Origin of the sequence: Microcoleus sp. AT3-D2 (assembly GCF_036705715.1) — a bacterium.
Lineage (GTDB): Bacteria > Cyanobacteriota > Cyanobacteriia > Cyanobacteriales > Microcoleaceae > Microcoleus.
The window spans coordinates 1-18,890 of the sequence record NZ_JAUBVE010000104.1; the positions used below are offsets into that span (position 1 = coordinate 1).

Sequence of the window (18,890 nt, forward strand, 5' to 3'; positions counted from 1 at the left end):
CAATCATTTGAGGTTTTGGCAATTATGAATTCCTTTGAAATTAAATCTGCTTGAATATCTGCGGAATGTGGGTTATACAATCCGTTGCCGAACTTCCTTCTTCCTCTTAAATTAATCGAACTCGCCCGGAGGTAAAGGGTTGTATTCGATCGCCCGCCAAGCATATTAGCAAGCGGCCGCTTCCGTCAATGCCGGCGGCTTCTCCGCAGATGGTTTCCGACGCAAGTTCGATCGCCACCGGGCAGCCAATCAACGCATCGCGGCGGCGCAATTCCGGTAAAAGTAGCGCTAAACCGGACTTGGAGGCTGGCTTGTCTGTGGTAGAAAACATATCGGCTAGTTCGAGTAAATAGTGCCGCAGTCGATCGAGCAAACACAGTTCATCTGGTACTGTACTAGCAATAGAATGCAAGCTTACCGCATTGCCGAGATCCCTTTCATCCAATCCCGCAGCCGCGAAATCTACGCAGCGGTTGAGTCCAATTCCCACAACGGCGCGAGTTTTGCTCAAAGCATTGCCCGAAGTGGCTTCGCAGAGAATTCCCGCTAATTTCTGGCGATCGATCCAGACATCGTTTGGCCATTTCAGGCGCAGCATATCGCGACAGTCGGGAACCAAATCTTCGATCGCGTAAATCACGGCTAAACCCGCTGCTAAACTGAGTCCCGGCAACAGAGTGGGGTTGAGGTTGTCGAGTACAAAACTAACTGTCAAGACACCGGTTGGGGCGTGCCAGGTGCGCCCGTGTTGGCCGCGCCCGCTGGTTTGTCGCCTAGTAAATACTGCATCTCCGTGGTGGAGTTGGGCCGCGCGGGCGATCGCCCAACTGTTGGTACTCGGACAGCTATCCAAGGAGTGTAGCCAGTGAGGGAGGTTTGGGCGATCGGGTTCTGTGGATGCGGGCACGGGAGTTAAGGGCAATTCAGACAAGGTTTGATTTGTAGTATTTGATATCCAAAAGCTGATTATCGCAGGGCGATTAATCTTTTGTGCGAGTTTGGGCTATCGGCATTTCTGTTAAAGCCTTGCTACCAGTAAATCCTTAATAATTGGGATTTTGGCCACAATTTCTGCTTGAGATACCTCGGTTTGCTGCCAACTCGATCGCCCTGCAAGTCGATCGGCCCACTGCTGCAACTTCGGATACTCATCAAAAGATATGCCAAACATCCCCAGCGAAGGCACCGCAGTCCCCGCCACCACTTCGGCGAAAGTAAACTGTTCCCCAAAAAAATAAGTGCGATCGTCCGCCAGCAAGCCCTCAAAATACCTTAGTACCGTTACTATCTGCTGTTTTGACTGTTCCAACTTCTGTGCAGTGTCTCCCGCTACACTCAGCATCTGACGTGTTAATGGAAACATTGCCGGCAACAGTTCATTTAACGTCACCATTTCCACCATCCGTACAATTCCCAACGCTTTCGCCTCTGTCGGTAGCAGTGCAGGCGTGGGGTATTTCGCCTCCAGATAATCGAGAATTGCCAGAGATTCCACCAAAGTCAAATCTCCATCCACTAAAACCGGTATGCGGTGGAACGGGTTAATTGCCAGAAAATCCGGCTTAAATTGGTCGCCGTCGAGATTAAGTGCTAGAGGCTCAAACGCAATCTGTTTTTCCAGAAGTGCCACCCACACACGGCGAGAATTCAGAGAAATTGGAGTGTAGTACAGTTTTAGCATCAGATTTACCTTACGCAACAACATCAGTTTATTAGCAAAAAGTCTTGACTTTTAAGGGTTTTGGGGTACGCAGAGGGTTGGTGGGAGCGATCGACACCCCTTTAAAAAACCCAATTTAAAAAAAAGTTGTATTACCCCCTTGACAGTCTTGTATTATGCAATGTAGTATAAATGTATGGCGAAGGGGAAAGAGCTTCAAAACCTTGCCCCACGAGCAATATGAACCTTGAAAACCGAATAGGAAGTTAATCGTGTCACATAATTGTGGACATCGGCGGTGTAGACTCCGGCAACAATAGCCCGATCGGGTTGTAGTACGCGGAATCAACCGCCACCCCGTCCCACATTCAGTAATTCAAGGACAGAATATTGTTCATTTTTGCGGGGGTATAGCTCAACCGGTCAGAGCAGTCGCCTGTCGAGCGAAAGGTTGCGAGTTCAAGTCTCGTTACTCCCGTCAGTCGATTTTAGATTTTAGATATTAGATTTTAGATTTACTCCACAGGAGAAGAATCTGGGAATTGGAACTTTGGTCTAAAATCCACACCTCCTGTCGGAAAGCAAGTATCCGTTTTTCGGCGGGGGTCAAAGTCCCGTAGGCAAAAGTCAAGCCGTCTCCCCCTCAAGGAGAAGATTGCGAGTGCAAACCTCGTCGGGACTCCCAGGTTAGGTGGCCGAGTGGTTGAAGGCGTCGGTCTGCAAAACCGAATTGCGCGGGTTCAAATCCCGCCCTAACCTCTGTTCCTCATCAGAAATTAAAAATTAGAAATTAAAAGATTAAACTAACAGTCTTTTGATTGAATTTTTTAACTTTGAAAAGGAACAAAGCGAAAGTGACATTGCAGCGTAGCTTAATCGTAAAGCGCCAAGTTCATACCTTGGTCAATGCAGGTACCGCTTCGCGGAAGCAAGCTACAAATCCCGCCGCTGCGACCACAAGCAGGGATAGTGTAACTGGCAACACTCTGGTCTCCAAAACCAGCATTCTGAGTTCAAATCTCAGTTCCTGTGCCAATTTATAGTGCTGTAGGCAAATGGTTTAAGCCGCTTGGTTTTCACCCAAGTGATTGCGGGTTCAACTCCCGTCAGCACTTCCAAACTGGGTCGGCCCTCCTATTGGCGTGGGTAGCTGTCTGTAAAACAGTAGCTTAAAGCGTTGCTGGTTCAATTCCAGCCCGACCCATTTGTAACTGCATTTAATCTGCAGTTGCAATTTTGAGAACGTGGTGTAGCCGGATAACATCTCAGTTAATAAAACTGAAGATTGAGGGTTCAAATCCCTCCGTTCTCGCTCGCTGAGGAGAGGTGGCCGAGAGGCTTAAGGCACCTGTTTGCTAAACAGAATCGGATAAAACCGACGCAGGTTCAAATCCTGTCCTCTCCGTTGAAATTTCCCCCGATAGCTCAGTTGGTAGAGCGCTTGTCTGAAGAACAAGAGGTCGTCAGTTCGATACTGACTTGGGGGATTGCGTTGCCTTATAGCTCAATGGTAGAGCAAGCGGTTGTTAACCGCTAGGTTGTAGGTTCGAGTCCTACTGGGGCAGCCATTTTACACAACGTTAAAAAGTTGGTAAAGCATGGTGCCGAACTCATTTATAATAATAATTACTTGAGTTCTACACTTTTCATGAAATACACCAAAGAAATCTTGGAAGAAGCTGTTAAACATTCATTTTCTATCAGTGGGGTTTTAAGGCAACTTGGTATAGCAGGTGGTGGAAGTCATGGTCACATAACTAAGCGGATTAAAGAGTTGGGTATTGATACCTCTCACTTTAAACAATCCGATCAAAGTTTGAAAGGGCTTAATCCCAAAAAGCCTTGCCAAGAAATTTTGGTTCTAAGTTCGCGCAATCAAAGAGCACCAACATTCCAACTTAGAAGAGCATTAATGGAGATTGGGAGAGAGTATAAATGTGAAAACAATAAATGTTTGGTGCAAAGTGAATGGCTAGGAGAGAAGTTAGTTTTAGACTTCGATCACATCAATGGGAATTGGCAAGATAATAGGCAAGAGAATCTGAGATTTATTTGCCCTAACTGTCACAGACAAACTGAAAATTATGGAAGTAAACGCAGAGAGCAGGAAGCAAATAATTACATAGCTCACCAGAACAAAAGAGTTCCTCATATGAAAGCCAGAAAAGTTGAGCGTCCCTCTAAAGAAGAGCTAGAAAAAATGCTTTGGGAAAAACCAACCGCTTGCTTAGCAAAAGAGTTTGGTGTCAGTGGCAAGGCAATAGAAAAATGGTGTAAGACTTATGGAATTCAGAAACCGCCAAGAGGATATTGGCAGCGAAATAAAAAATATTAAATATCTAAATATTTAGTAAGTTGAGTAAATGTTATTGGGAAGTCGCCTAATCGGTATGGCACCGCTCTTTGAAAGCGGCAAAATGTAGGTTCGATCCCTGCCTTCCCAGTTCTGCTATTACCAAAGCAGATCAATTACACTCCTGTAGCCCAATTGGCAGAGGCCGCAATTTCAAAATTTGTGTTGTGTGAGTTCAAATCTCACCAGGAGTACCAAATTGTCAACTACGTTTCTACTTGCTCCTGTGGCGGAATTGGCAGATGCGGCAGACTTAAAATCTGTTTTATTTTGAGTGTGAGTTCGAGTCTCACTAGGAGCATGAACGGGATGTAATTCAGCGGCCAGAAGCCATGCTTTGGGAGCATGGAGTCGTTGGTTCAAATCCAACCATCCCGACTTTACCCCTGTGATGTAATTGGAAAACATCACTCGCTCAGAACGAGTGTTTTTTGCAGGTTCGAGGCCTGTCAGGGGTATGAGGTTTTATTAAATCTAAAATCTAAAATCTCAAATGTCAAATCGGTTTTGCCCCTGTAGCCCAATCGGTAGAGGCGCTAGATTTAGGATCTAGTTAGTGCTGGTTCGATGCCAGTCAGGGGTATTTGGTGACATTGCGGGTGAAGTAGCCTGGGTAGGCTTGGAGGTCTCATAAGCCTCTTAATAGCAGGTTCAACTCCTGCCCCCGCCACCAAAAATGCAGGTGTAATGTAACTGGCAACATGAAGCTCTTGTAAAGCTTTCTTGCGAATTCAAATCTCGCCATCTGCTTGGCGCGCTGGTGTAGCTCAATTAGGCAGAGCAACTGATTTGTAATCAGTCGGTTGTAGGTTCAATTCCTATCACCAGCCCCACAATTGCGGATATGGTGTAACGGTAGCATTCGAGTCTTCCAAACTTTAGGCACGAGTTCGAGCCTCGTTATCCGCTTGGCTAAACGAGAGGTTTTTTCAATCCAAAATCTCAAATTTAAAATCTAAAATCCATTTGCGGGTGTGATGTAACGGCTAGCATCTGAGTATGCCATTCTCAGCGCATGGGTTCGAGTCCCATCATCCGCTTTTGTAGTCCTGAGCTTCGATGGTAGACCATCTGCCTTACAAGCAGACGCGGGGTAATCTCCTCTCAGAACTACCAATTTATGGGAGTGTAGCTCAATAGATAGAGCGCCGCGCTTCGGACGCGGATGTTGTGGGTTCGAGTCCTGCCACTCTCGTTGTTTTTGCTTGAATTTAAGGAGGTTGATTCCATTGAATGGATAATTTTTTATAGTAAGAGCGATCGCACTTTTGCGTGTCCCAATCTTTGGAGCCTACATACTTTAGTACGAGAGGAAAGGTAACGCTGTCAAAATCAGCGGGCGTTTGAGAACGAGGAGTGCGATGAACCCGGCAGGTTGGCTTAAAGGTAGCCCTCCTTTAAAGAGTGTGTAATAACTCATCGGCAGAGTCCCTCTAGTAACTGAGAAAACGCAATGCTCTGATAACTTGCACGTTAAAGTGCGTGAAGCGCAGCTATCCCGTAGGGAATCGCACAAATCAACAAAAAATACGGGAGTGTAACTCAACTGGATAGAGTGTCGAGCTTCTACCTCGAATGTTGTGGGTTCAAGTCCTACCGCTCCTGCTCCCTGGGGTTCGTAGCTTAATTGGTAAAGCATCTAACTGGCTGTTAGAAAGATATCGGTTCAAATCCGATCGCAATCCACCACACCAATTTTAGATTTTAGATTTTAGATTTTAGATTTACTCCACAGGTGAATCTTTGACGCGGGGTCATTCGATTTTAGATTTTAGATTTTAGATTTACTCCAGAGGTGAATCTTTGACGCAGGGTCATTCGATTTTAGATTTTAGATTTTAGATTTTAGATTTACTCCAGAGGTGAATTTTTTACACGGGGTCATAGCTCAATTGGTAGAGCGCTTGCTTTGCACGCAAGAGGTTAGGAGTTCGATTCTCCTTGACTCCACTTGTGGTGTCTGAAGCCAAAGTGGTAGCGGCGCTGGTTTGTGGAGCCAGTAATAGCGGGTTCAATTCCCGTCAGACACCCCTTGGAAGATGCCGCTAAATGGTTGGCAACCAGTCTTGAAAACTGGGGTACAGGTAACTGTAAGGGTTCGATTCCTTCATCTTCCTTTTAATTAACCACCGGAAGTCGAAAAGCGAGACACCGTGCTGATAACGCGGCGATAGGAGGGGCAGTACCTCCTCGGTGGATGGATTGGTTTATAATAAGTCTAGATTTGCTAGTTATTCAACATAGAAGCCATGAGCATTCAAGTTCTCAAATTAGAATTGATTCAGTAAATTTTGTTAATAAAGGATATTCAACTTTTAAACGAAATCCAAAAACTGAAAGAAAAGTCACCCGAAAAGACTGCTGTTCTCAAACCTCGTCAATTTGGCTGTGGTCAAGGAATTTTTACTTACGTTGCGGATGATTTTGATGAAACACCTCCGGGTTTTGAAGAATATGCGTAAGTCATCAATATAGGGCTTACGCCTGGGGCTCAGAAACCGGGTTTTTTACTGAATCTGCGGGCTGTAACGCATTTTTTCTTAAAAAACCCGGTTTCTTTGGTGCGATCGCCCGAGTCAGAAATATATTATGTGAGGTTTAATTTATATGAATTTACAGGATTACAATTATTATCTGGTGCTTGACCTTGAAGCAACTTGCTGCGATCGCGGAAATATCAGAAAAGAGGAAATGGAAATTATCGAAATAGGAGCGGTTATGGTGCATTCAGAATCTCTAAGTATTGTTGATGAATTTCAAAGCTTCATCAAACCTATTCGCCATCCTATCCTGACAGAATTCTGCCAATCGCTAACATCTATTTCTCAAGCACAAGTCGATCGAGCTCCGACTTACCCGGAAGCGATCGCACTTCTGAAAAACTGGCTGTCTGGTTACCCAAATGGTGTATTTGGTTCTTGGGGCGATTTCGATCGCAAACAATTTCAACAAGACAGCAACTTTCACAAAGTACCTTTTCCCATTGCTTATCCTCATGTCAATCTCAAACAATTGTTTTCGGACAAGCAAGGTTTGCGAAAACGTCATGGGATGGCAAAAGCTCTGACACTCGCGGGTTTACCGCTAGAAGGAACTCATCACCGAGGCATTGATGATGCGAGAAATATCGCCAAACTGTTGCCTTACATTTTGGAGCGAAAACAGTTGTCCTGATTTGCGATCGTACATACAGCGAGCAAAATTATGGGGAGGTCGCCTAAGTGGAATGGCACCGTAAAAACTTTGGAAAAGCGGCTCCTAAAAGGACGATCGGGTTGGTTGAGTAGGGTAAAAAGTTGCTTCGCGACGTTCCCTGAAAACGCAAACGGGCAATAGGTTGCGGAGGCACTGAAAGGAACTAACAGTCCGAGATGGGGGCAGTTCCCGTCTGCTTGCGGGCAGTAAGGAAGCGCGTTTCCTGAAAGTTGCTGTCGATTGATGCGGGTTCGAGTCCCGTCCTCTCCATTCAAGGTTCAAGTCCAAATCGAAGAGTTTCAACCCGTGCCCTAACAGTTAAAGCATACATACTCGGCTGTTAACCGACTAAAACCAATGCTTTACGCACTTGCACGGGTTGAACCTCAGAACCTCAGTTGTTCTTGAGGTCTAAATCGCGATCGTAGCTGCCGATTGGCCGCAGTCTGGTCATCAACTGCTTCAGCAAGAAGCCGTTGCTGTTCCAAGCGGTATAAGGAGTAGCCCCTTGTCCCTTCAGGCACAAGGTTTGTCGGGCTTTGTTGTGGCAGATATTTGCCAGCAGGCTGACGACTGACACTAAGCCGAGTTCATCGACAAGGGCTTCGAGTTCATTTTGAGTCACAAGCACACCTCCAGGGTTGACTATTTTCCTGAAAGATAGCATAATGGGGAAAGAAAGGGTACTAAATGGGGTTAGTCAGGGGTAAGTTTATCGTCGATCAGCTTATATTCGTTGATAGTTGCCAGGAGCATCAGTTTAGACATAGATATTCCTGACTCGTCAGACAGCTTCTTCAGCTTTTGATGAATTCGGTTGGGCATTGTGACTTTTATTGTTTTGGAAGCTTCCTCTTGTTCAGCCATTTCAAGCAGTTATGTTTAATTGAGACTAGCTTATCTCTTTCGGAGTACCGATCGCACCTTGCTGCGATCGTCTGTAGGGATGCGGGCGCAGCGCGATAAAATGGCTGCTGCTGCGAAACTGTGCGCTAACAAGTAAAAAGGTCGATCGCAAATCTCTAACCAAGGGAGCGATTGGATATATTAGTTACATTCAGAAGCAAGCAGTAACCAAACAACTTAATAAAAAAGGTGAAATATGCGAAAATTAAAATATTACGTGGCTTGTACAGTTGACGGTTTTATTGCTCGCGAAGATGGCTCATTTGATTGTTTTTCGATGTCAGGAGAGCATTTCGCCGATTTGTTCGATTCCTTTCCTGAAACTTTTCCGGCTCACTTTCAGGAAGCACGAGGTATTCGTGCAGAGAACAAGCAGTTTGATGCGGTTTTGATGGGACGGAAAACCTATGAGGTAGGGCTAAATGTTGGTGTAACTAACCCTTATCCTACCTTGAAGCAGTATGTTTTTTCGCGCACTATGGAAGTCAGTCCTGATGAGAATATTGAACTTGTTTCGGACAATCCTATCGCAGTGGTGAAGGAATTGAAAAAAGAAACGGGTAAAGACATCTGGCTCTGCGGTGGTGGCGCTTTAGCGGCCACTCTTTTTTCTGAGATTGACGAGATGATTGTGAAGTTGAATCCGGTAGTTATCGGATCGGGAATTCCTCTTTTTTCCCGTGCACTTGCTCCGACAAATTTGGAACTTGCCGATCGCAAAATCTATAGCAACGGTTTCATGTTGCTTCATTATCGAGTGAAGCATTAGCAATCGGGACTTTATTCGTTGGAATTGCTGCGGGCAAGAAACGAGTGAAGTCCTTACTACAAAATGATTTTATAGCACTTACACAAAAGCTGGATTTTTAAGGGTGGTTGGCAGAGCGGTGATGCACCCGGCTTTTAACCGGTACCAGATAGGTTCAACTCCTATATCACCCATTTTTAAATGCTCAAGGTAGAAGCTACAGGGTTAAATATGCGTTTAGCCATTCGCGAGGGGCGATCGTAGTGTCGGTGCGGGCGTCGTCTCCCAAATTCTGAAATAGTTGGATTTCTTCTATTTCGCGCAGGATAGTTCCTCTGTTCTTTTCTGATAAGTAAATCGAACATTTGAGACGAAAGTACCGATACGAAAGTCAAAATTAGCGACACCTATACCTTTCTCGCCAACTACTTCTAGCGTAAATTCCCCGGAATGACCTGAACTACCAGGATCATAAAAAACATCGTTTTGACCTTGGGTAGGTGCCACAAATTTTACGCTGCCTACTCGCTTGATGATGGGCTGACAGCTTTTAATTGAATTCACAACTCCGGCATAATTCCAAAATTCTTTGGACGCCCATTGCTGTCTAACTTCCGCAGGGGCTGCTACACCAGGAAAACCGTTGTTGTTAACCAATATAAATGTTAAAGCGATCGCAGACGGAATTAAAATTCTCAACAATGAAACAATTAGATTGCTTGTCGATTTACTCCGCTTAAATCTCCCAGCAATACAAATTCCTAAAAGAGATAGCAAAAACGGAAAAAGTAAACCCCAAAATAACCCCGGCAACTTGTGTAGCAAAGTCGGCATTGATGAGTAGAAAGATGAGTAGAAATAGGCAACTAAGTAGCCGCTCACCAAACCGATGATGCAACCGAAAACCAGAAACAACGGCTCAATTTCCATTTCTTGTTCTGAAAGTTGTCGATCCACCACAGCAATGGTGTATAGACCCAGAAGATATAGCGCCAGAGCTGTCATTATTCACAAGTAAAACCACTCACCAAGTGTCGCTTCACGATAGTTCAAATAATTGCCTATCGATGTGAGGAATGTAATGTCAATCGCTGCTATTAAAAAGCATTCTAACCTATCTAATAGTGCAACGAACTTGTTTTTCATAAGGCGATTAGTTTGAAAAGTATATAGTTCCTCGCCCTTTGACTATATCTTGATTTTTTACACAAGTCAATCCTGTATTTACCCCAATTGAAATAGTCATGCAGGGCGAGATAGTGAAGATGTCGGTGAAGTTGGTCAGCGCGATTGTCCTGCGAACAGGCTTCGCGATCGTACTTTAATTAGGTATTGAATAAGGGCGATCGTGTAAAATAAAGTTGTTCTTTTAAGAAAATGCGTCGATTCTGCAATGAAAACGCTAGCTAAATGGTCTGTGGGCGACTATCACCGCATGATTGAAGCAGGGATTCTACGCGATCGCCGTGTGGAGTTGCTAGCCGGTGAAGTTTGCCAGATGAGTCCAGAAACCCCAATTCATTACAACACAACCAAACGAGGTACTAAATACCTCGAAGAACTACTCGCAGGTAAAGCTGATGTCCGCTTCAACGGGCCAATTACGCTATCAGACTCTGAACCAGAACCAGATATTGCGATCGTGCGATTGCCGGAGTCTGCTTACAACGATCGTCATCCGGAACCTCAAGATATCTTTTGGATTGTAGAAGTTGCTCAAACTAGCTTGAAGAAGGATTTAGAGTTGAAAGCCGCCATTTATGCCGAGGCAGAAATTCAAGAATATTGGGTTTTAAATTTATCTGCTAAGCAAATGATCGTGTTTCGCTATCCTGAGAATGGCGAGTACGCTACAGAGCAAAAGATCGAGGCTGGAACGGTTATACCGCTGGCATTTCCCGACATTCGCGTATCCGTTGAGAGACTTTTCGGGTGATTGGGATCGATCGCCACAATTTTTTACAGAAATAGTTGATTTTTCAGAACAGTTGTGTTATAGTGACCTAGATGCGGGAGTATAGCTCAGTTGGTTAGAGCAGGTGACTCTTAATCTCAAGGTCGAAGGTTCAAGTCCTTCTACTCCCATCCCAAATTTTGAACCTAAATTTATCGAAACTCGTAGCGGTTCGATGCGTCGGGGTGTTTGTGTTGTCGGATTTTTAATGCCGATCGACCGATCGGCTTATCCGATCGATAAAAGTGCGATCGCCCAAGCTATTTTTCAACTGAATAACAACAGGAAATGGTGATTAGCTATGATGGCAAATCTCTCGGCGCGCTGCTATGGGGGCGATCGCGATTTAGATGCGATCGCCCATTTAATCAATACTTGCGAAGAAGTCGATCGGCTTGATGAAGGCACTTCCATCTCGGAATTGCAACAAGAATTTAACGCACCCTCCCTAGATGTAGCGCGCGATATCCGCCTTTGGGAAGATGCGGAGGGAAAATTAATCGGTTTTGCTCAGTTGTCGGTTTCTGAACCAGGGGAAGTAATTGACGGTTGGCTGTGGTTTCGCGTTCACCCCGACGCGCGCGGAGGCGATGTGGAAGCAGCCGCGATCGCCTGGGGTGAAGTGCGGATGCGCGAGGTGTCTGCGATGCGGGGCGCGCGCGTGAAGCTGCGAACCTACGCGCGCGCTGAGGATTGCGATCGCATTTCTGTGCTGACAAGTTGCGGTTTTAAGGTCGATCGCTATTTTTGCCGAATGGCGCGATCGCTCTCTGAACAGATCCCAGAACCGCACTTCCCCGAAGGTTTCGCGCTGCGTCAGTTCCCCGGCGAACAGGATGCGGCTGCTTGGGTAGAAATGTTCAACCAGTCGTTTATCGATCACTGGAATCATCACGATTTAACGGTGGATAAATTTAAGCACGAGTTAGCTAAACCCAATTACAGAAATGATTTAGACTTGATTGCTGTTGCTGATGACGGCACATTTGTCAGTTTTTGTTACTGCGAGATTAGTGTGCAAGAGTGCGATCGTACCGGGCGCAATGAAGGCTGGATTGCTTGTCTCGGCACTCGGCGCGGCTTCCGCAAAATAGGATTGGGACGAGCGATGTTGCTCGCTGGTTTGCATCGACTGAAAGCTGCCGGTGTGGCTACTGCTATTATCGGCGTCGATGCTGAAAATTCATCAGGTGCATTGCGTCTTTACCAGTCTGCTGGCTTCCACAATATTCGCGATAGCATTTCCTATGTTAAGGATGTTTAATCGATGTTACAGTTGGCGATCGCACTCCCACCCTAGAAACCCGGTTTTTTACCGGATCTGCTGGTAGCAACGAAATATTTTCCTGAAAAAACCCGGTTTCTCGCCACTCGTGTAAGTTTTATCTAAAAAACTTTTGCTACCCCCTTGACACGCATGTAGTATAAATGTAGTATATAAATACGGAAAGCGCAGGACAAGCAAAAACCTGTATTTTTCGTGCCAATTCTGAACCTTGACAACTAAATATTGCTCAAAATTTCAACGAACATCAATTTGAAAGTCTTGTAATATAGACTCGATGGTCATGTTGTTACTTTATACGAGACTGTTCGGTTACAAACTGACTCGACCCGAGTCAGATGTTGTAGGAAATCAGTCTAATTTCAACGAATTTGATGCGGATTCAGAACAGACAAGTTCGGCCAGATTTGAATCAACCAATAAGGCTGAGGAAATCCGCAAAATCAAACAAGCTTATCATTTAGAACGGCGCTTCTTTCAGTAAAGATTATCCGATTTCGTGAATCTTTACCGATACTGGCAATTTGCTAATTCTCACAAAAAGCCAAAATCGAGAGCAGATAAGCTACTAATCCAAAATCCAAAATTGCTCTAGGAGGTATCGGTAATGGTTCACATTCGTTTTGAAGGACGTTCCTACGATCTGGCGGAAAACCAACTGGGTATCACGGCAGGAATGAGCGATAATGCTATTAAGGAACGTCTGGCAAATCATTTTGATGTCAAGGGTTCTCGCTTCGAGTCTTACGTTCTGGATCGCCGTCCCAGCGGCGATTTAATTGTCCGCCCAGAAGCTGTTTACGGCTAGAAATTCACTGAAAGCACGTATTAGGCAGCGCACCCCAACTAAAGAAGCTTACAAACTGGAAACGTTCGACTTAAAATCGAATTGTAGGTTCAATTCCTACTTGCCGAGAGGCTAAAGAAAAGCTTCTCTGACTTGTGCGCTGCCTTTTATAGCTGAATTTTTTATATCTATCCGGCGCTGAAAAGTTCCACTTCGCGCCCCAACAAAGGAAGCTTACATACTAGCTCATTGGTAGAGCAATTCCCTTTTAAGGAACTGGTCGCGGGTTCAACTCCTGCGTATGTGCCAACGGCTTTCTTGACTTGCGCGAAGTGACCTTTTAGGCGCTATAAACTCTTGTTGTTAATTCAGGATAATAATTAAGTAATCCTGTTTGTATTGAAGACTTCCGTCCTCAAAAATAAATTGGGTATTAGCCATGAGAAAAAGACTGGCAATTTACCGATCGCCCAAGGAGATAGACAGTCTGATTCATGCCTTCCAAGAAGGCAACCTGTCGCGAAGTCAATGGACGCACGAAGCACATTTAACTGTTGCCCTGTGGTATCTGTGTTATGACTCGGAGCAAGAAGCGATAAATGCGATTCGCAATGGCATTAAACGTTACAACTCGGCTCAAGGAATTGAAACCACAAAAGATAGCGGGTATCACGAAACATTAACGCTGTTTTGGGTGCGAACTATTCGGGGATATCTCGCCGATGAAAGCCAAAATCGCTCGCTCGTACACTTGGCTAACGGTTTGATTGCCAAATATGCCGATCGCACTTTACCATTTCACTATTACACCCGCGATCGCCTGATGTCTTGGGAAGCTCGGATTAATTGGGTTGAACCAGATTTGAAGTCACTCGACTCCGAAATAGTCCGCCAGGGATTTCAATCCCTGTCTAATAGCTAAAGTCCTCTGAAGAGGACTAAAGATATTTGTTTTTGTTGGTTTTTAATCACAGAAAATACATTTTTAAACACGCATTTCAGTCCTCTTAAGAGGACTTCAGCTTTGAGCCAGGGATTTCAATCCCTGGCGGACTGAAAGCACAGGTGCAAAATATTAGGTGACAGCAATGAATATGAATGTATTAGAACGCGATTTACGTTTGGAAATGCTCAACAGTCTACTCACAACTCCTCACCGCCAATTAGAAAAAGTAGCAGAAATTCACAAGTTAATTGTTGAATTAGATCCGATTTTTTACGGTCATTTAGCAGTGTGGTATCAACGTCACGGCGACGTGCGCGATCACAAGGAAGTTTTTGCCGGAAATTTGCTGACTTCGGCGCTGACGGAACACCGAGATGCCGGTTTTATGATGCTGCAAGAGTTCCCTCCCTACGAGGTTTCGCGGATTGTGGACTTTATGAAGCGGCACCAGAATAAGGTGCCCCGCAGCGCGCGCACTGCTGTCACTCGCTATCTGAAATCGCGGGAAAAAAATGCACAGTTTTTCGATCGCGCCGCCATCCGCAACCGCAAGGCGATGAAACATTTGTACGCAACGCTGCACGTCAAGCCGAGCGATCGCGCTAATGCTATTCTGTTTAAAGACAATCCGCCGGAAGACTCTCTGGCATTCATTTTGAAGCAGTTAGCAAAGGCGGCGACACCTGCGGAACAGGCGAATTTGATTGTTGAGTACAAGATTCCGTATACGATCGCAGTTGGTGCGATCAGACAGCTAACGCCAACGGTTTTGGCCGCGCTGATTAACTCGATGTCGCCGCAGGAAGTCATCAACAATTTGAAATCGATTCAGTCGCGGGGCGCGATGGATCACGCGGAAGTCAAGCAGTTGATTGACTCGAAGCTGGATGAAGCGGCCAAGTGCGATCGGGTTTCTGCTTACAAAGCGAGTGTTGCGGGCGCGGGCGCGAACTTCGACACAGCAACGGCGGCGAAGCTGGAAGCGGTGACAAACGAACAGGTGAAGAAGCGCGGCAAGATTGTTAAAGCGACTGGTTTGTTGATTGACAAGTCTGGTTCGATGGAAAGTGCGATCGAAGTCGGGAAGCGTCTCGCTGCTTTGATTTCGGGCATTTCCGAGGCGGCACTGTTCGTTTATGCCTTTGACACGATGCCGTATCCAGTGCAAGCAAACGGCAGCGAATTGACAGACTGGGAACGCGCTTTCAAGCACATTCGCAGTGGCGGCGGCACAAGTTGCGGTTGCGCGGTGGAAGCAATGCGAATTAAAAAGCAGGTTGTCGAGCAATTCATTATGGTAACAGATGAAGGCGAAAACGCTGCACCTTATTTCGCGGATGCTTATCAGAATTACTGCCGCAGTTTGGGGGTAATTCCTGATGTCGTGATTGTGCGAGTTGGTGCTTGGTGCGAATATGTCCAGAAGCAATTAAAGGACAAACAAGTATCGGTGGAAACCTTTACGTTTGCGGGTGATTACTACTCCTTGCCGAATTTAGTGCCGATGTTGAGTCGTCCTTCGCGACTGGAATTGTTGATGGAAATTCTGGATACTTCCCTGCCGGTGAGGGATGATAAGTGATATAATTGGGCATGGCTCGTCAGTTAAGCTGGCGGGCTGTGCTCGCAAAGTTAGTGGGAGTTAGAATTGTATGTCAACTGAGATTACATACACTGACGCTGAAGCAAATTTAGAAAATCTCTGCGATCGCGCTGTTGAAACTGGCGAAGTAATAGTTATTAATAGGCCTAACGGTAAAAATGCGGTTTTGATTTCTGAGGCAGAATTAGAAAGTTTGCTAGAAACCCTTTATTTGCTGAGGTCGCCTGCCAATGCAACTCGTTTGTTGACAGCATTAAAGAGAGCTAAAGCAAGAGTTGTTCAACCTCAGACGCTTGATGAAATTTGCCCAAAATCTGGGCTTGATGAAAGTGAGGTAGCGATCGCTAGTGACTGCTTACAAAACGATCGCGCTCGACAACTGCTAGACAGTATCAATGATGCTTATGCAGATGGACTAGATTCGTCAGAGCAAGCTATGCTAGAGGGAATGCGTCAGCATCAGCGACAATTCATAGAAACAGAATGGTAATTTGTCAGGGGGATATCTACTGGATAGATTTGGGACAACCGATAGGTTCGGAACCAGGCTATATTCGTCCTTATGTCGTGATTCAAAACGATGTCCTGAACATTTCTCTAATCAGAACTGTTATTGTTTGTGCATTGACTACTAATCTCAGACGAGCGAGGGCGATAGGTAATGTATTGCTTGAAGCAGGAGAAGCCGATATAGCAGAACAAAGCGTAGTGAATGTGTCTCAAGTTTTTACAGTAGATAAGGCTTTGTTGACAGATAAAATTGGCCAACTATCTCAGGAACGAGTCCGACAGATTCTCGCAGGATTAGCACTTGTGACTAAACCAAGAGAAATAGATTCAAGTGAGCAAGAGGAGAATTGAAGTTTTAATTTGACCAGTTTTTCCCGATTTTCAATTATTCTTTAGTTTGAGCGATAATTTCTTGTAATTCTGGATTAGCGATGGATGACACTAACTGAGAATCCGCAGCAGCTAAAGCAGCGCGCAACTTTTCCGAAGTCAGTGCGGGATATTTTTCTAACACCTGCTGTTCCGTCCATCCCGCAGCAAAGAGCCCTAGCAAAAATTCTACAGACAATCGAGTTTCTGGCGCTGCAGGTTGACTTGTTGAAACTTTCGGGTTTGGATGAATGAGCTTTCGCCAGTCCATTGTTTTACTTAAACGATTTCGGAAGATTCCGCCGATTATACTGCATTTGGACACAGTAGAAACACGGGCATCGTTGACTGACTTTGTAACACGATACCGTAGGTCATACCATTTTAGATTTTAGATTTTAGATTTTAGATTGGGAATCACTGATGAATTAAGGGTTTGAAGCTTGGCTAGAGTCGCATTTTTTTGGAAGAGGTGTCATTTTGCGATTTTGCCATTAAATTGTTATTACGATCGCAGTACAGCACTTTCTTATAGACTAGAGTAATGTGGTAGCGACGGGGCGATCGCCCTTTTTGCTTCAGTCCGTTTCAATACCAAACCGCGTTAGCGAAGCCCTCGAAGAGGATCGCACTAAATCTCAACCCACTGTCTAACGAACTGTGCAACCCACTGTGCAACCCACAATACAACTACTTTAACTTCTTAAAACTATGGGAAAAAAGTCGAAAGCCAAAAAATCCCAGGTCAAAAAATCCAGTTTGCTCTGCCAGCGACTCCAAGAAGCTCTCGATCGAGGCAGTAAAGTTTGGATTAAAACAAACAATAGCAGTTTCGGCGGCATCCCGATTAATTTGTTCGGGGAGTTTGCGGAACTTTTGGTGATAGTTCCCCCTAACGAACAGGCGGAAAATATCGATGCTTATGGACAAGTTACGTGGCTGATTCGACTCTCTGATATTATTGCACTCGCTTACCCTACTGAATATTGGTCTAAAGATAGATTAGAAAGTTTGCTGCCACCAGATGCAGTTACTTCCGAAGTAGGAGATTAACTGCGTAGGGTGTGCATTGGGTACCCTAATTTTAGCTGAGTGGTATTTGGTATGGTGTGCATTGCACACCATACATTTACTATTTTTTAAGCTGTTTTAGCAGCCAACATATACACCTCTTCCACCGATTTTTATCAGTTTAATTAGTTGTTGCAAGCTGAAAGCTGCACTTTACAACTGCCGCCCTCTAGTTCGCTGCAACCGGCGAGAGCTTGAGCTTCTGCTGCGGCTTGATCGTCGCCCCAGCCCGCACCAGCTCCTCCTTTGCCTACTGCGATCGCTCCACAATTATTACTATTAGATGTCAGGGGTTCGCAATCGTTAGCACCTTCACTTTGTTCATTGCAGACGGCTACTGCTGCGTTTAGTGCTTCTTTCTCCGTAGCATGATCCCAGCTAATACCAGTGGCGTCAGAAGTCGGAGAATAAGCAGTAGCTCCATAGGTATCCTGAGCTTTAGCTACCTGGACTGAGCCAAAAAGAGGAAGTGTCAAAGCTGTGACTACAACCCACTTAGAAAAAAGCTTTTGCAGCATATTTACTTAAGATATTTACAAGGTTAAGTTGCGAGGTTCGCTCAATATTAGATTAGGAAATTAATTCCTGTCAATAGTGTTGAGTAATCTTTATATTTTCTTAAACTAAGAGTTGCTTCGGTAACAAAAAGTAAGATGAAGGAGGTCAATTCAGTGGCAGATATTCGCAGAATTCTCAGCCAACTTGCGGCCAAAGAAGGGCACTTACTCGATACCCAATTCCTGGCTCCTTGCGTGCCCGGGGGGAGCGTGCGGACAAGGGTTAGCTCAATGGTTTATACTTTTCAACCGCAGCCACGCAACTTTGAAGGATGGGCTATTTTTGCGCCAGTAAATGAGAAAATTGCTGCGGTAATTGAGGAGCCGAGTTTGCCGCAAGTGGCAGAGTATTTGCAACTCCTCCTCCCCGTTCGCTTGCACTTGGTTTGCCTGCTGCAAGGGCAAACGTGGCTGGCTTATCCTGTTAACGCATCGGATGCTAAACAGCGCACGGGTGTTGCGAAACCCGTACCAGTGCATTTAGTAACAGAAGGTTCGCAGTTTGAGCCGATTGTTGCGCGCTGGGATGGTCATTGTTTGTGGTTTGAAGAGATTGACAGGCGCGCCGATCCACTGCCCTCTGAGGAGTTAAAAGCAGCTTTAAAAAAGTTGATTTTGCCTCAAGAAGTTCGCTTTAAAGGGATGACACCGGAAATGCGAACTGTTTACGAATTGGTGTCCCGAAATATTAAAGATTTATATCCAAAAGTGCGGGAAGAAAAGCGCTTGCAGCGAGCGTTGAAAATGGGCGGCGGTGAATTGCGGGATTTTTTTGATCGCGAAAATTATTGGCTGGTTGAATGGACTAGCGGAACGGGAGAAAACCACACTTCTGCGATCGCCAAAAATGACTTGACAGTTATGAGTGCCAGGGTAAACGCATCTAAATTAATTTGACAAACACCTAAATTTGTGCATTACTAAATAACTAAAAAAACTTTTAAAA

At 45.2% G+C, this 18,890-nt stretch carries 21 protein-coding genes and 29 tRNA genes; 43 read left to right on the plus strand and 7 right to left on the minus strand.

What is annotated here, in order from left to right; genetic code table 11:
* Positions 1–106: 106 nt before the first annotated feature.
* Together QUB44_RS28055 and QUB44_RS28060 are read right to left on the minus strand one after the other, a co-directional pair.
* A complete protein-coding gene (locus QUB44_RS28055; RefSeq protein WP_333372641.1) occupies positions 107–931 on the minus strand; it encodes a biotin--[acetyl-CoA-carboxylase] ligase in 825 nt (274 codons plus the stop codon).
* A gap of 87 nt (positions 932–1,018) precedes the next feature.
* Positions 1,019–1,681, minus strand: coding sequence for a glutathione S-transferase family protein (locus tag QUB44_RS28060; protein ID WP_333372643.1), 663 nt, complete (start codon positions 1,679–1,681; stop codon positions 1,019–1,021).
* A gap of 383 nt (positions 1,682–2,064) precedes the next feature.
* On the opposite strand from QUB44_RS28060, the gene QUB44_RS28065 reads away from it, so the two are divergent.
* The 29 genes from QUB44_RS28065 (at position 2,065) to QUB44_RS28205 (ending at position 7,187) form a co-directional block, all read left to right on the plus strand.
* Positions 2,065–2,138, plus strand: a tRNA-Asp gene (locus tag QUB44_RS28065).
* A gap of 132 nt (positions 2,139–2,270) precedes the next feature.
* Positions 2,271–2,345, plus strand: a tRNA-Glu gene (locus QUB44_RS28070).
* A tRNA-Cys gene (locus QUB44_RS28075) sits at positions 2,346–2,419 on the plus strand.
* A gap of 102 nt (positions 2,420–2,521) precedes the next feature.
* Positions 2,522–2,617: transfer RNA gene (locus QUB44_RS28080), tRNA-Ile, on the plus strand.
* 3 nt (positions 2,618–2,620) lie between these two features.
* Positions 2,621–2,695, plus strand: a tRNA-Trp gene (locus tag QUB44_RS28085).
* Positions 2,696–2,701: 6 nt separating this feature from the next.
* Positions 2,702–2,778 (plus strand) — tRNA-Glu (locus QUB44_RS28090).
* 4 nt (positions 2,779–2,782) lie between these two features.
* Positions 2,783–2,864 (plus strand) — tRNA-Tyr (locus tag QUB44_RS28095).
* Between the two features lie 34 nt (positions 2,865–2,898).
* A tRNA-Tyr gene (locus QUB44_RS28100) sits at positions 2,899–2,972 on the plus strand.
* A gap of 8 nt (positions 2,973–2,980) precedes the next feature.
* Positions 2,981–3,065 (plus strand) — tRNA-Ser (locus QUB44_RS28105).
* A 9-nt stretch (positions 3,066–3,074) separates the two neighbouring features.
* Positions 3,075–3,147: transfer RNA gene (locus QUB44_RS28110), tRNA-Phe, on the plus strand.
* A 6-nt stretch (positions 3,148–3,153) separates the two neighbouring features.
* Positions 3,154–3,228, plus strand: a tRNA-Asn gene (locus QUB44_RS28115).
* Between the two features lie 80 nt (positions 3,229–3,308).
* The gene (locus QUB44_RS28120; RefSeq protein WP_333372644.1) at positions 3,309–3,995 is read left to right on the plus strand and encodes a hypothetical protein; all 687 of its coding nucleotides are present in this window, start codon (positions 3,309–3,311) and stop codon (positions 3,993–3,995) included.
* 35 nt (positions 3,996–4,030) lie between these two features.
* Positions 4,031–4,104: transfer RNA gene (locus tag QUB44_RS28125), tRNA-Gln, on the plus strand.
* 29 nt (positions 4,105–4,133) lie between these two features.
* A tRNA-Leu gene (locus tag QUB44_RS28130) sits at positions 4,134–4,210 on the plus strand.
* A 23-nt stretch (positions 4,211–4,233) separates the two neighbouring features.
* Positions 4,234–4,314 (plus strand) — tRNA-Leu (locus QUB44_RS28135).
* A gap of 4 nt (positions 4,315–4,318) precedes the next feature.
* A tRNA-Pro gene (locus QUB44_RS28140) sits at positions 4,319–4,391 on the plus strand.
* Positions 4,392–4,522: 131 nt separating this feature from the next.
* Positions 4,523–4,596: transfer RNA gene (locus QUB44_RS28145), tRNA-Leu, on the plus strand.
* A gap of 95 nt (positions 4,597–4,691) precedes the next feature.
* Positions 4,692–4,763, plus strand: a tRNA-Thr gene (locus tag QUB44_RS28150).
* Between the two features lie 6 nt (positions 4,764–4,769).
* Positions 4,770–4,846, plus strand: a tRNA-Thr gene (locus tag QUB44_RS28155).
* A 5-nt stretch (positions 4,847–4,851) separates the two neighbouring features.
* Positions 4,852–4,922, plus strand: a tRNA-Gly gene (locus QUB44_RS28160).
* Between the two features lie 59 nt (positions 4,923–4,981).
* A tRNA-Gly gene (locus tag QUB44_RS28165) sits at positions 4,982–5,053 on the plus strand.
* Between the two features lie 82 nt (positions 5,054–5,135).
* Positions 5,136–5,208: transfer RNA gene (locus QUB44_RS28170), tRNA-Arg, on the plus strand.
* A gap of 336 nt (positions 5,209–5,544) precedes the next feature.
* Positions 5,545–5,618, plus strand: a tRNA-Arg gene (locus tag QUB44_RS28175).
* A 7-nt stretch (positions 5,619–5,625) separates the two neighbouring features.
* A tRNA-Ala gene (locus tag QUB44_RS28180) sits at positions 5,626–5,702 on the plus strand.
* 188 nt (positions 5,703–5,890) lie between these two features.
* A tRNA-Ala gene (locus tag QUB44_RS28185) sits at positions 5,891–5,963 on the plus strand.
* A gap of 6 nt (positions 5,964–5,969) precedes the next feature.
* Positions 5,970–6,043: transfer RNA gene (locus tag QUB44_RS28190), tRNA-His, on the plus strand.
* A gap of 4 nt (positions 6,044–6,047) precedes the next feature.
* A tRNA-Ser gene (locus QUB44_RS28195) sits at positions 6,048–6,130 on the plus strand.
* A gap of 174 nt (positions 6,131–6,304) precedes the next feature.
* A complete protein-coding gene (locus QUB44_RS28200; RefSeq protein WP_333372646.1) occupies positions 6,305–6,475 on the plus strand; it encodes a hypothetical protein in 171 nt (56 codons plus the stop codon).
* A gap of 145 nt (positions 6,476–6,620) precedes the next feature.
* Positions 6,621–7,187 (plus strand): 3'-5' exonuclease, encoded by a 567-nt coding sequence (locus QUB44_RS28205; RefSeq protein ID WP_333372648.1) that lies wholly within the window; start codon positions 6,621–6,623, stop codon positions 7,185–7,187.
* A gap of 415 nt (positions 7,188–7,602) precedes the next feature.
* Here QUB44_RS28205 and QUB44_RS28210 read toward each other — a convergent pair whose 3' ends face one another.
* Positions 7,603–7,833 carry a hypothetical protein gene (locus QUB44_RS28210; RefSeq protein ID WP_333372650.1) on the minus strand — a complete coding sequence of 77 codons (231 nt, stop codon included), beginning with the start codon at positions 7,831–7,833 and terminating at the stop codon, positions 7,603–7,605.
* Between the two features lie 71 nt (positions 7,834–7,904).
* Positions 7,905–8,075 carry a hypothetical protein gene (locus tag QUB44_RS28215; RefSeq protein ID WP_333372652.1) on the minus strand — a complete coding sequence of 57 codons (171 nt, stop codon included), beginning with the start codon at positions 8,073–8,075 and terminating at the stop codon, positions 7,905–7,907.
* 235 nt (positions 8,076–8,310) lie between these two features.
* Between QUB44_RS28215 and QUB44_RS28220 the strand changes: the two genes are divergently transcribed.
* Both QUB44_RS28220 and QUB44_RS28225 read left to right on the plus strand, forming a co-directional pair.
* On the plus strand, positions 8,311–8,883 hold the full coding sequence (locus tag QUB44_RS28220) for a dihydrofolate reductase family protein (protein WP_333372653.1): 573 nt from the start codon (positions 8,311–8,313) through the stop codon (positions 8,881–8,883).
* Positions 8,884–8,984: 101 nt separating this feature from the next.
* Positions 8,985–9,056: transfer RNA gene (locus QUB44_RS28225), tRNA-Lys, on the plus strand.
* 118 nt (positions 9,057–9,174) lie between these two features.
* Here the strand turns inward: QUB44_RS28225 and QUB44_RS28230 are convergent.
* Entirely contained in the window at positions 9,175–9,867 is a 693-nt protein-coding gene (locus QUB44_RS28230; protein ID WP_333372655.1) for a hypothetical protein, read from the minus strand.
* A gap of 388 nt (positions 9,868–10,255) precedes the next feature.
* On the opposite strand from QUB44_RS28230, the gene QUB44_RS28235 reads away from it, so the two are divergent.
* From QUB44_RS28235 to QUB44_RS28280, 10 genes are all read left to right on the plus strand, one after another.
* A complete protein-coding gene (locus tag QUB44_RS28235; protein WP_333372657.1) occupies positions 10,256–10,798 on the plus strand; it encodes a Uma2 family endonuclease in 543 nt (180 codons plus the stop codon).
* A 75-nt stretch (positions 10,799–10,873) separates the two neighbouring features.
* A tRNA-Lys gene (locus QUB44_RS28240) sits at positions 10,874–10,947 on the plus strand.
* Positions 10,948–11,117: 170 nt separating this feature from the next.
* Positions 11,118–12,080 (plus strand): GNAT family N-acetyltransferase, encoded by a 963-nt coding sequence (locus QUB44_RS28245; protein ID WP_333372659.1) that lies wholly within the window; start codon positions 11,118–11,120, stop codon positions 12,078–12,080.
* 304 nt (positions 12,081–12,384) lie between these two features.
* The gene (locus tag QUB44_RS28250) at positions 12,385–12,585 is read left to right on the plus strand and encodes a radical SAM protein (RefSeq protein ID WP_333372661.1); all 201 of its coding nucleotides are present in this window, start codon (positions 12,385–12,387) and stop codon (positions 12,583–12,585) included.
* 123 nt (positions 12,586–12,708) lie between these two features.
* Positions 12,709–12,909, plus strand: coding sequence for a hypothetical protein (locus tag QUB44_RS28255; RefSeq protein ID WP_333168205.1), 201 nt, complete (start codon positions 12,709–12,711; stop codon positions 12,907–12,909).
* Positions 12,910–13,124: 215 nt separating this feature from the next.
* A tRNA-Lys gene (locus QUB44_RS28260) sits at positions 13,125–13,197 on the plus strand.
* A 130-nt stretch (positions 13,198–13,327) separates the two neighbouring features.
* A complete protein-coding gene (locus QUB44_RS28265) occupies positions 13,328–13,810 on the plus strand; it encodes a hypothetical protein (protein ID WP_333372663.1) in 483 nt (160 codons plus the stop codon).
* A gap of 166 nt (positions 13,811–13,976) precedes the next feature.
* Positions 13,977–15,416, plus strand: coding sequence for a hypothetical protein (locus QUB44_RS28270; protein WP_333372671.1), 1,440 nt, complete (start codon positions 13,977–13,979; stop codon positions 15,414–15,416).
* A 70-nt stretch (positions 15,417–15,486) separates the two neighbouring features.
* Entirely contained in the window at positions 15,487–15,927 is a 441-nt protein-coding gene (locus QUB44_RS28275) for a type II toxin-antitoxin system prevent-host-death family antitoxin (protein ID WP_333168210.1), read from the plus strand.
* Positions 15,921–16,298, plus strand: coding sequence for a type II toxin-antitoxin system PemK/MazF family toxin (locus tag QUB44_RS28280; protein WP_333168212.1), 378 nt, complete (start codon positions 15,921–15,923; stop codon positions 16,296–16,298). Before QUB44_RS28275 ends, QUB44_RS28280 begins: the two co-directional genes overlap by 7 nt.
* 34 nt (positions 16,299–16,332) lie before the next feature.
* Here the strand turns inward: QUB44_RS28280 and QUB44_RS28285 are convergent, their stop codons facing one another.
* Positions 16,333–16,587, minus strand: coding sequence for a DUF433 domain-containing protein (locus tag QUB44_RS28285; RefSeq protein ID WP_333372665.1), 255 nt, complete (start codon positions 16,585–16,587; stop codon positions 16,333–16,335).
* A gap of 440 nt (positions 16,588–17,027) precedes the next feature.
* Between QUB44_RS28285 and QUB44_RS28290 the strand changes: the two genes are divergently transcribed.
* Positions 17,028–17,369 carry a hypothetical protein gene (locus tag QUB44_RS28290; protein WP_015174354.1) on the plus strand — a complete coding sequence of 114 codons (342 nt, stop codon included), beginning with the start codon at positions 17,028–17,030 and terminating at the stop codon, positions 17,367–17,369.
* Positions 17,370–17,512: 143 nt separating this feature from the next.
* Here QUB44_RS28290 and QUB44_RS28295 read toward each other — a convergent pair whose 3' ends face one another.
* Positions 17,513–17,905, minus strand: a complete 393-nt coding sequence (locus tag QUB44_RS28295) for a DUF4189 domain-containing protein (RefSeq protein WP_333372667.1) — start codon at positions 17,903–17,905, stop codon at positions 17,513–17,515.
* Between the two features lie 153 nt (positions 17,906–18,058).
* Between QUB44_RS28295 and QUB44_RS28300 the strand changes: the two genes are divergently transcribed.
* Positions 18,059–18,841, plus strand: coding sequence for a hypothetical protein (locus tag QUB44_RS28300; protein WP_333372669.1), 783 nt, complete (start codon positions 18,059–18,061; stop codon positions 18,839–18,841).
* Positions 18,842–18,890: the final 49 nt, after the last annotated feature.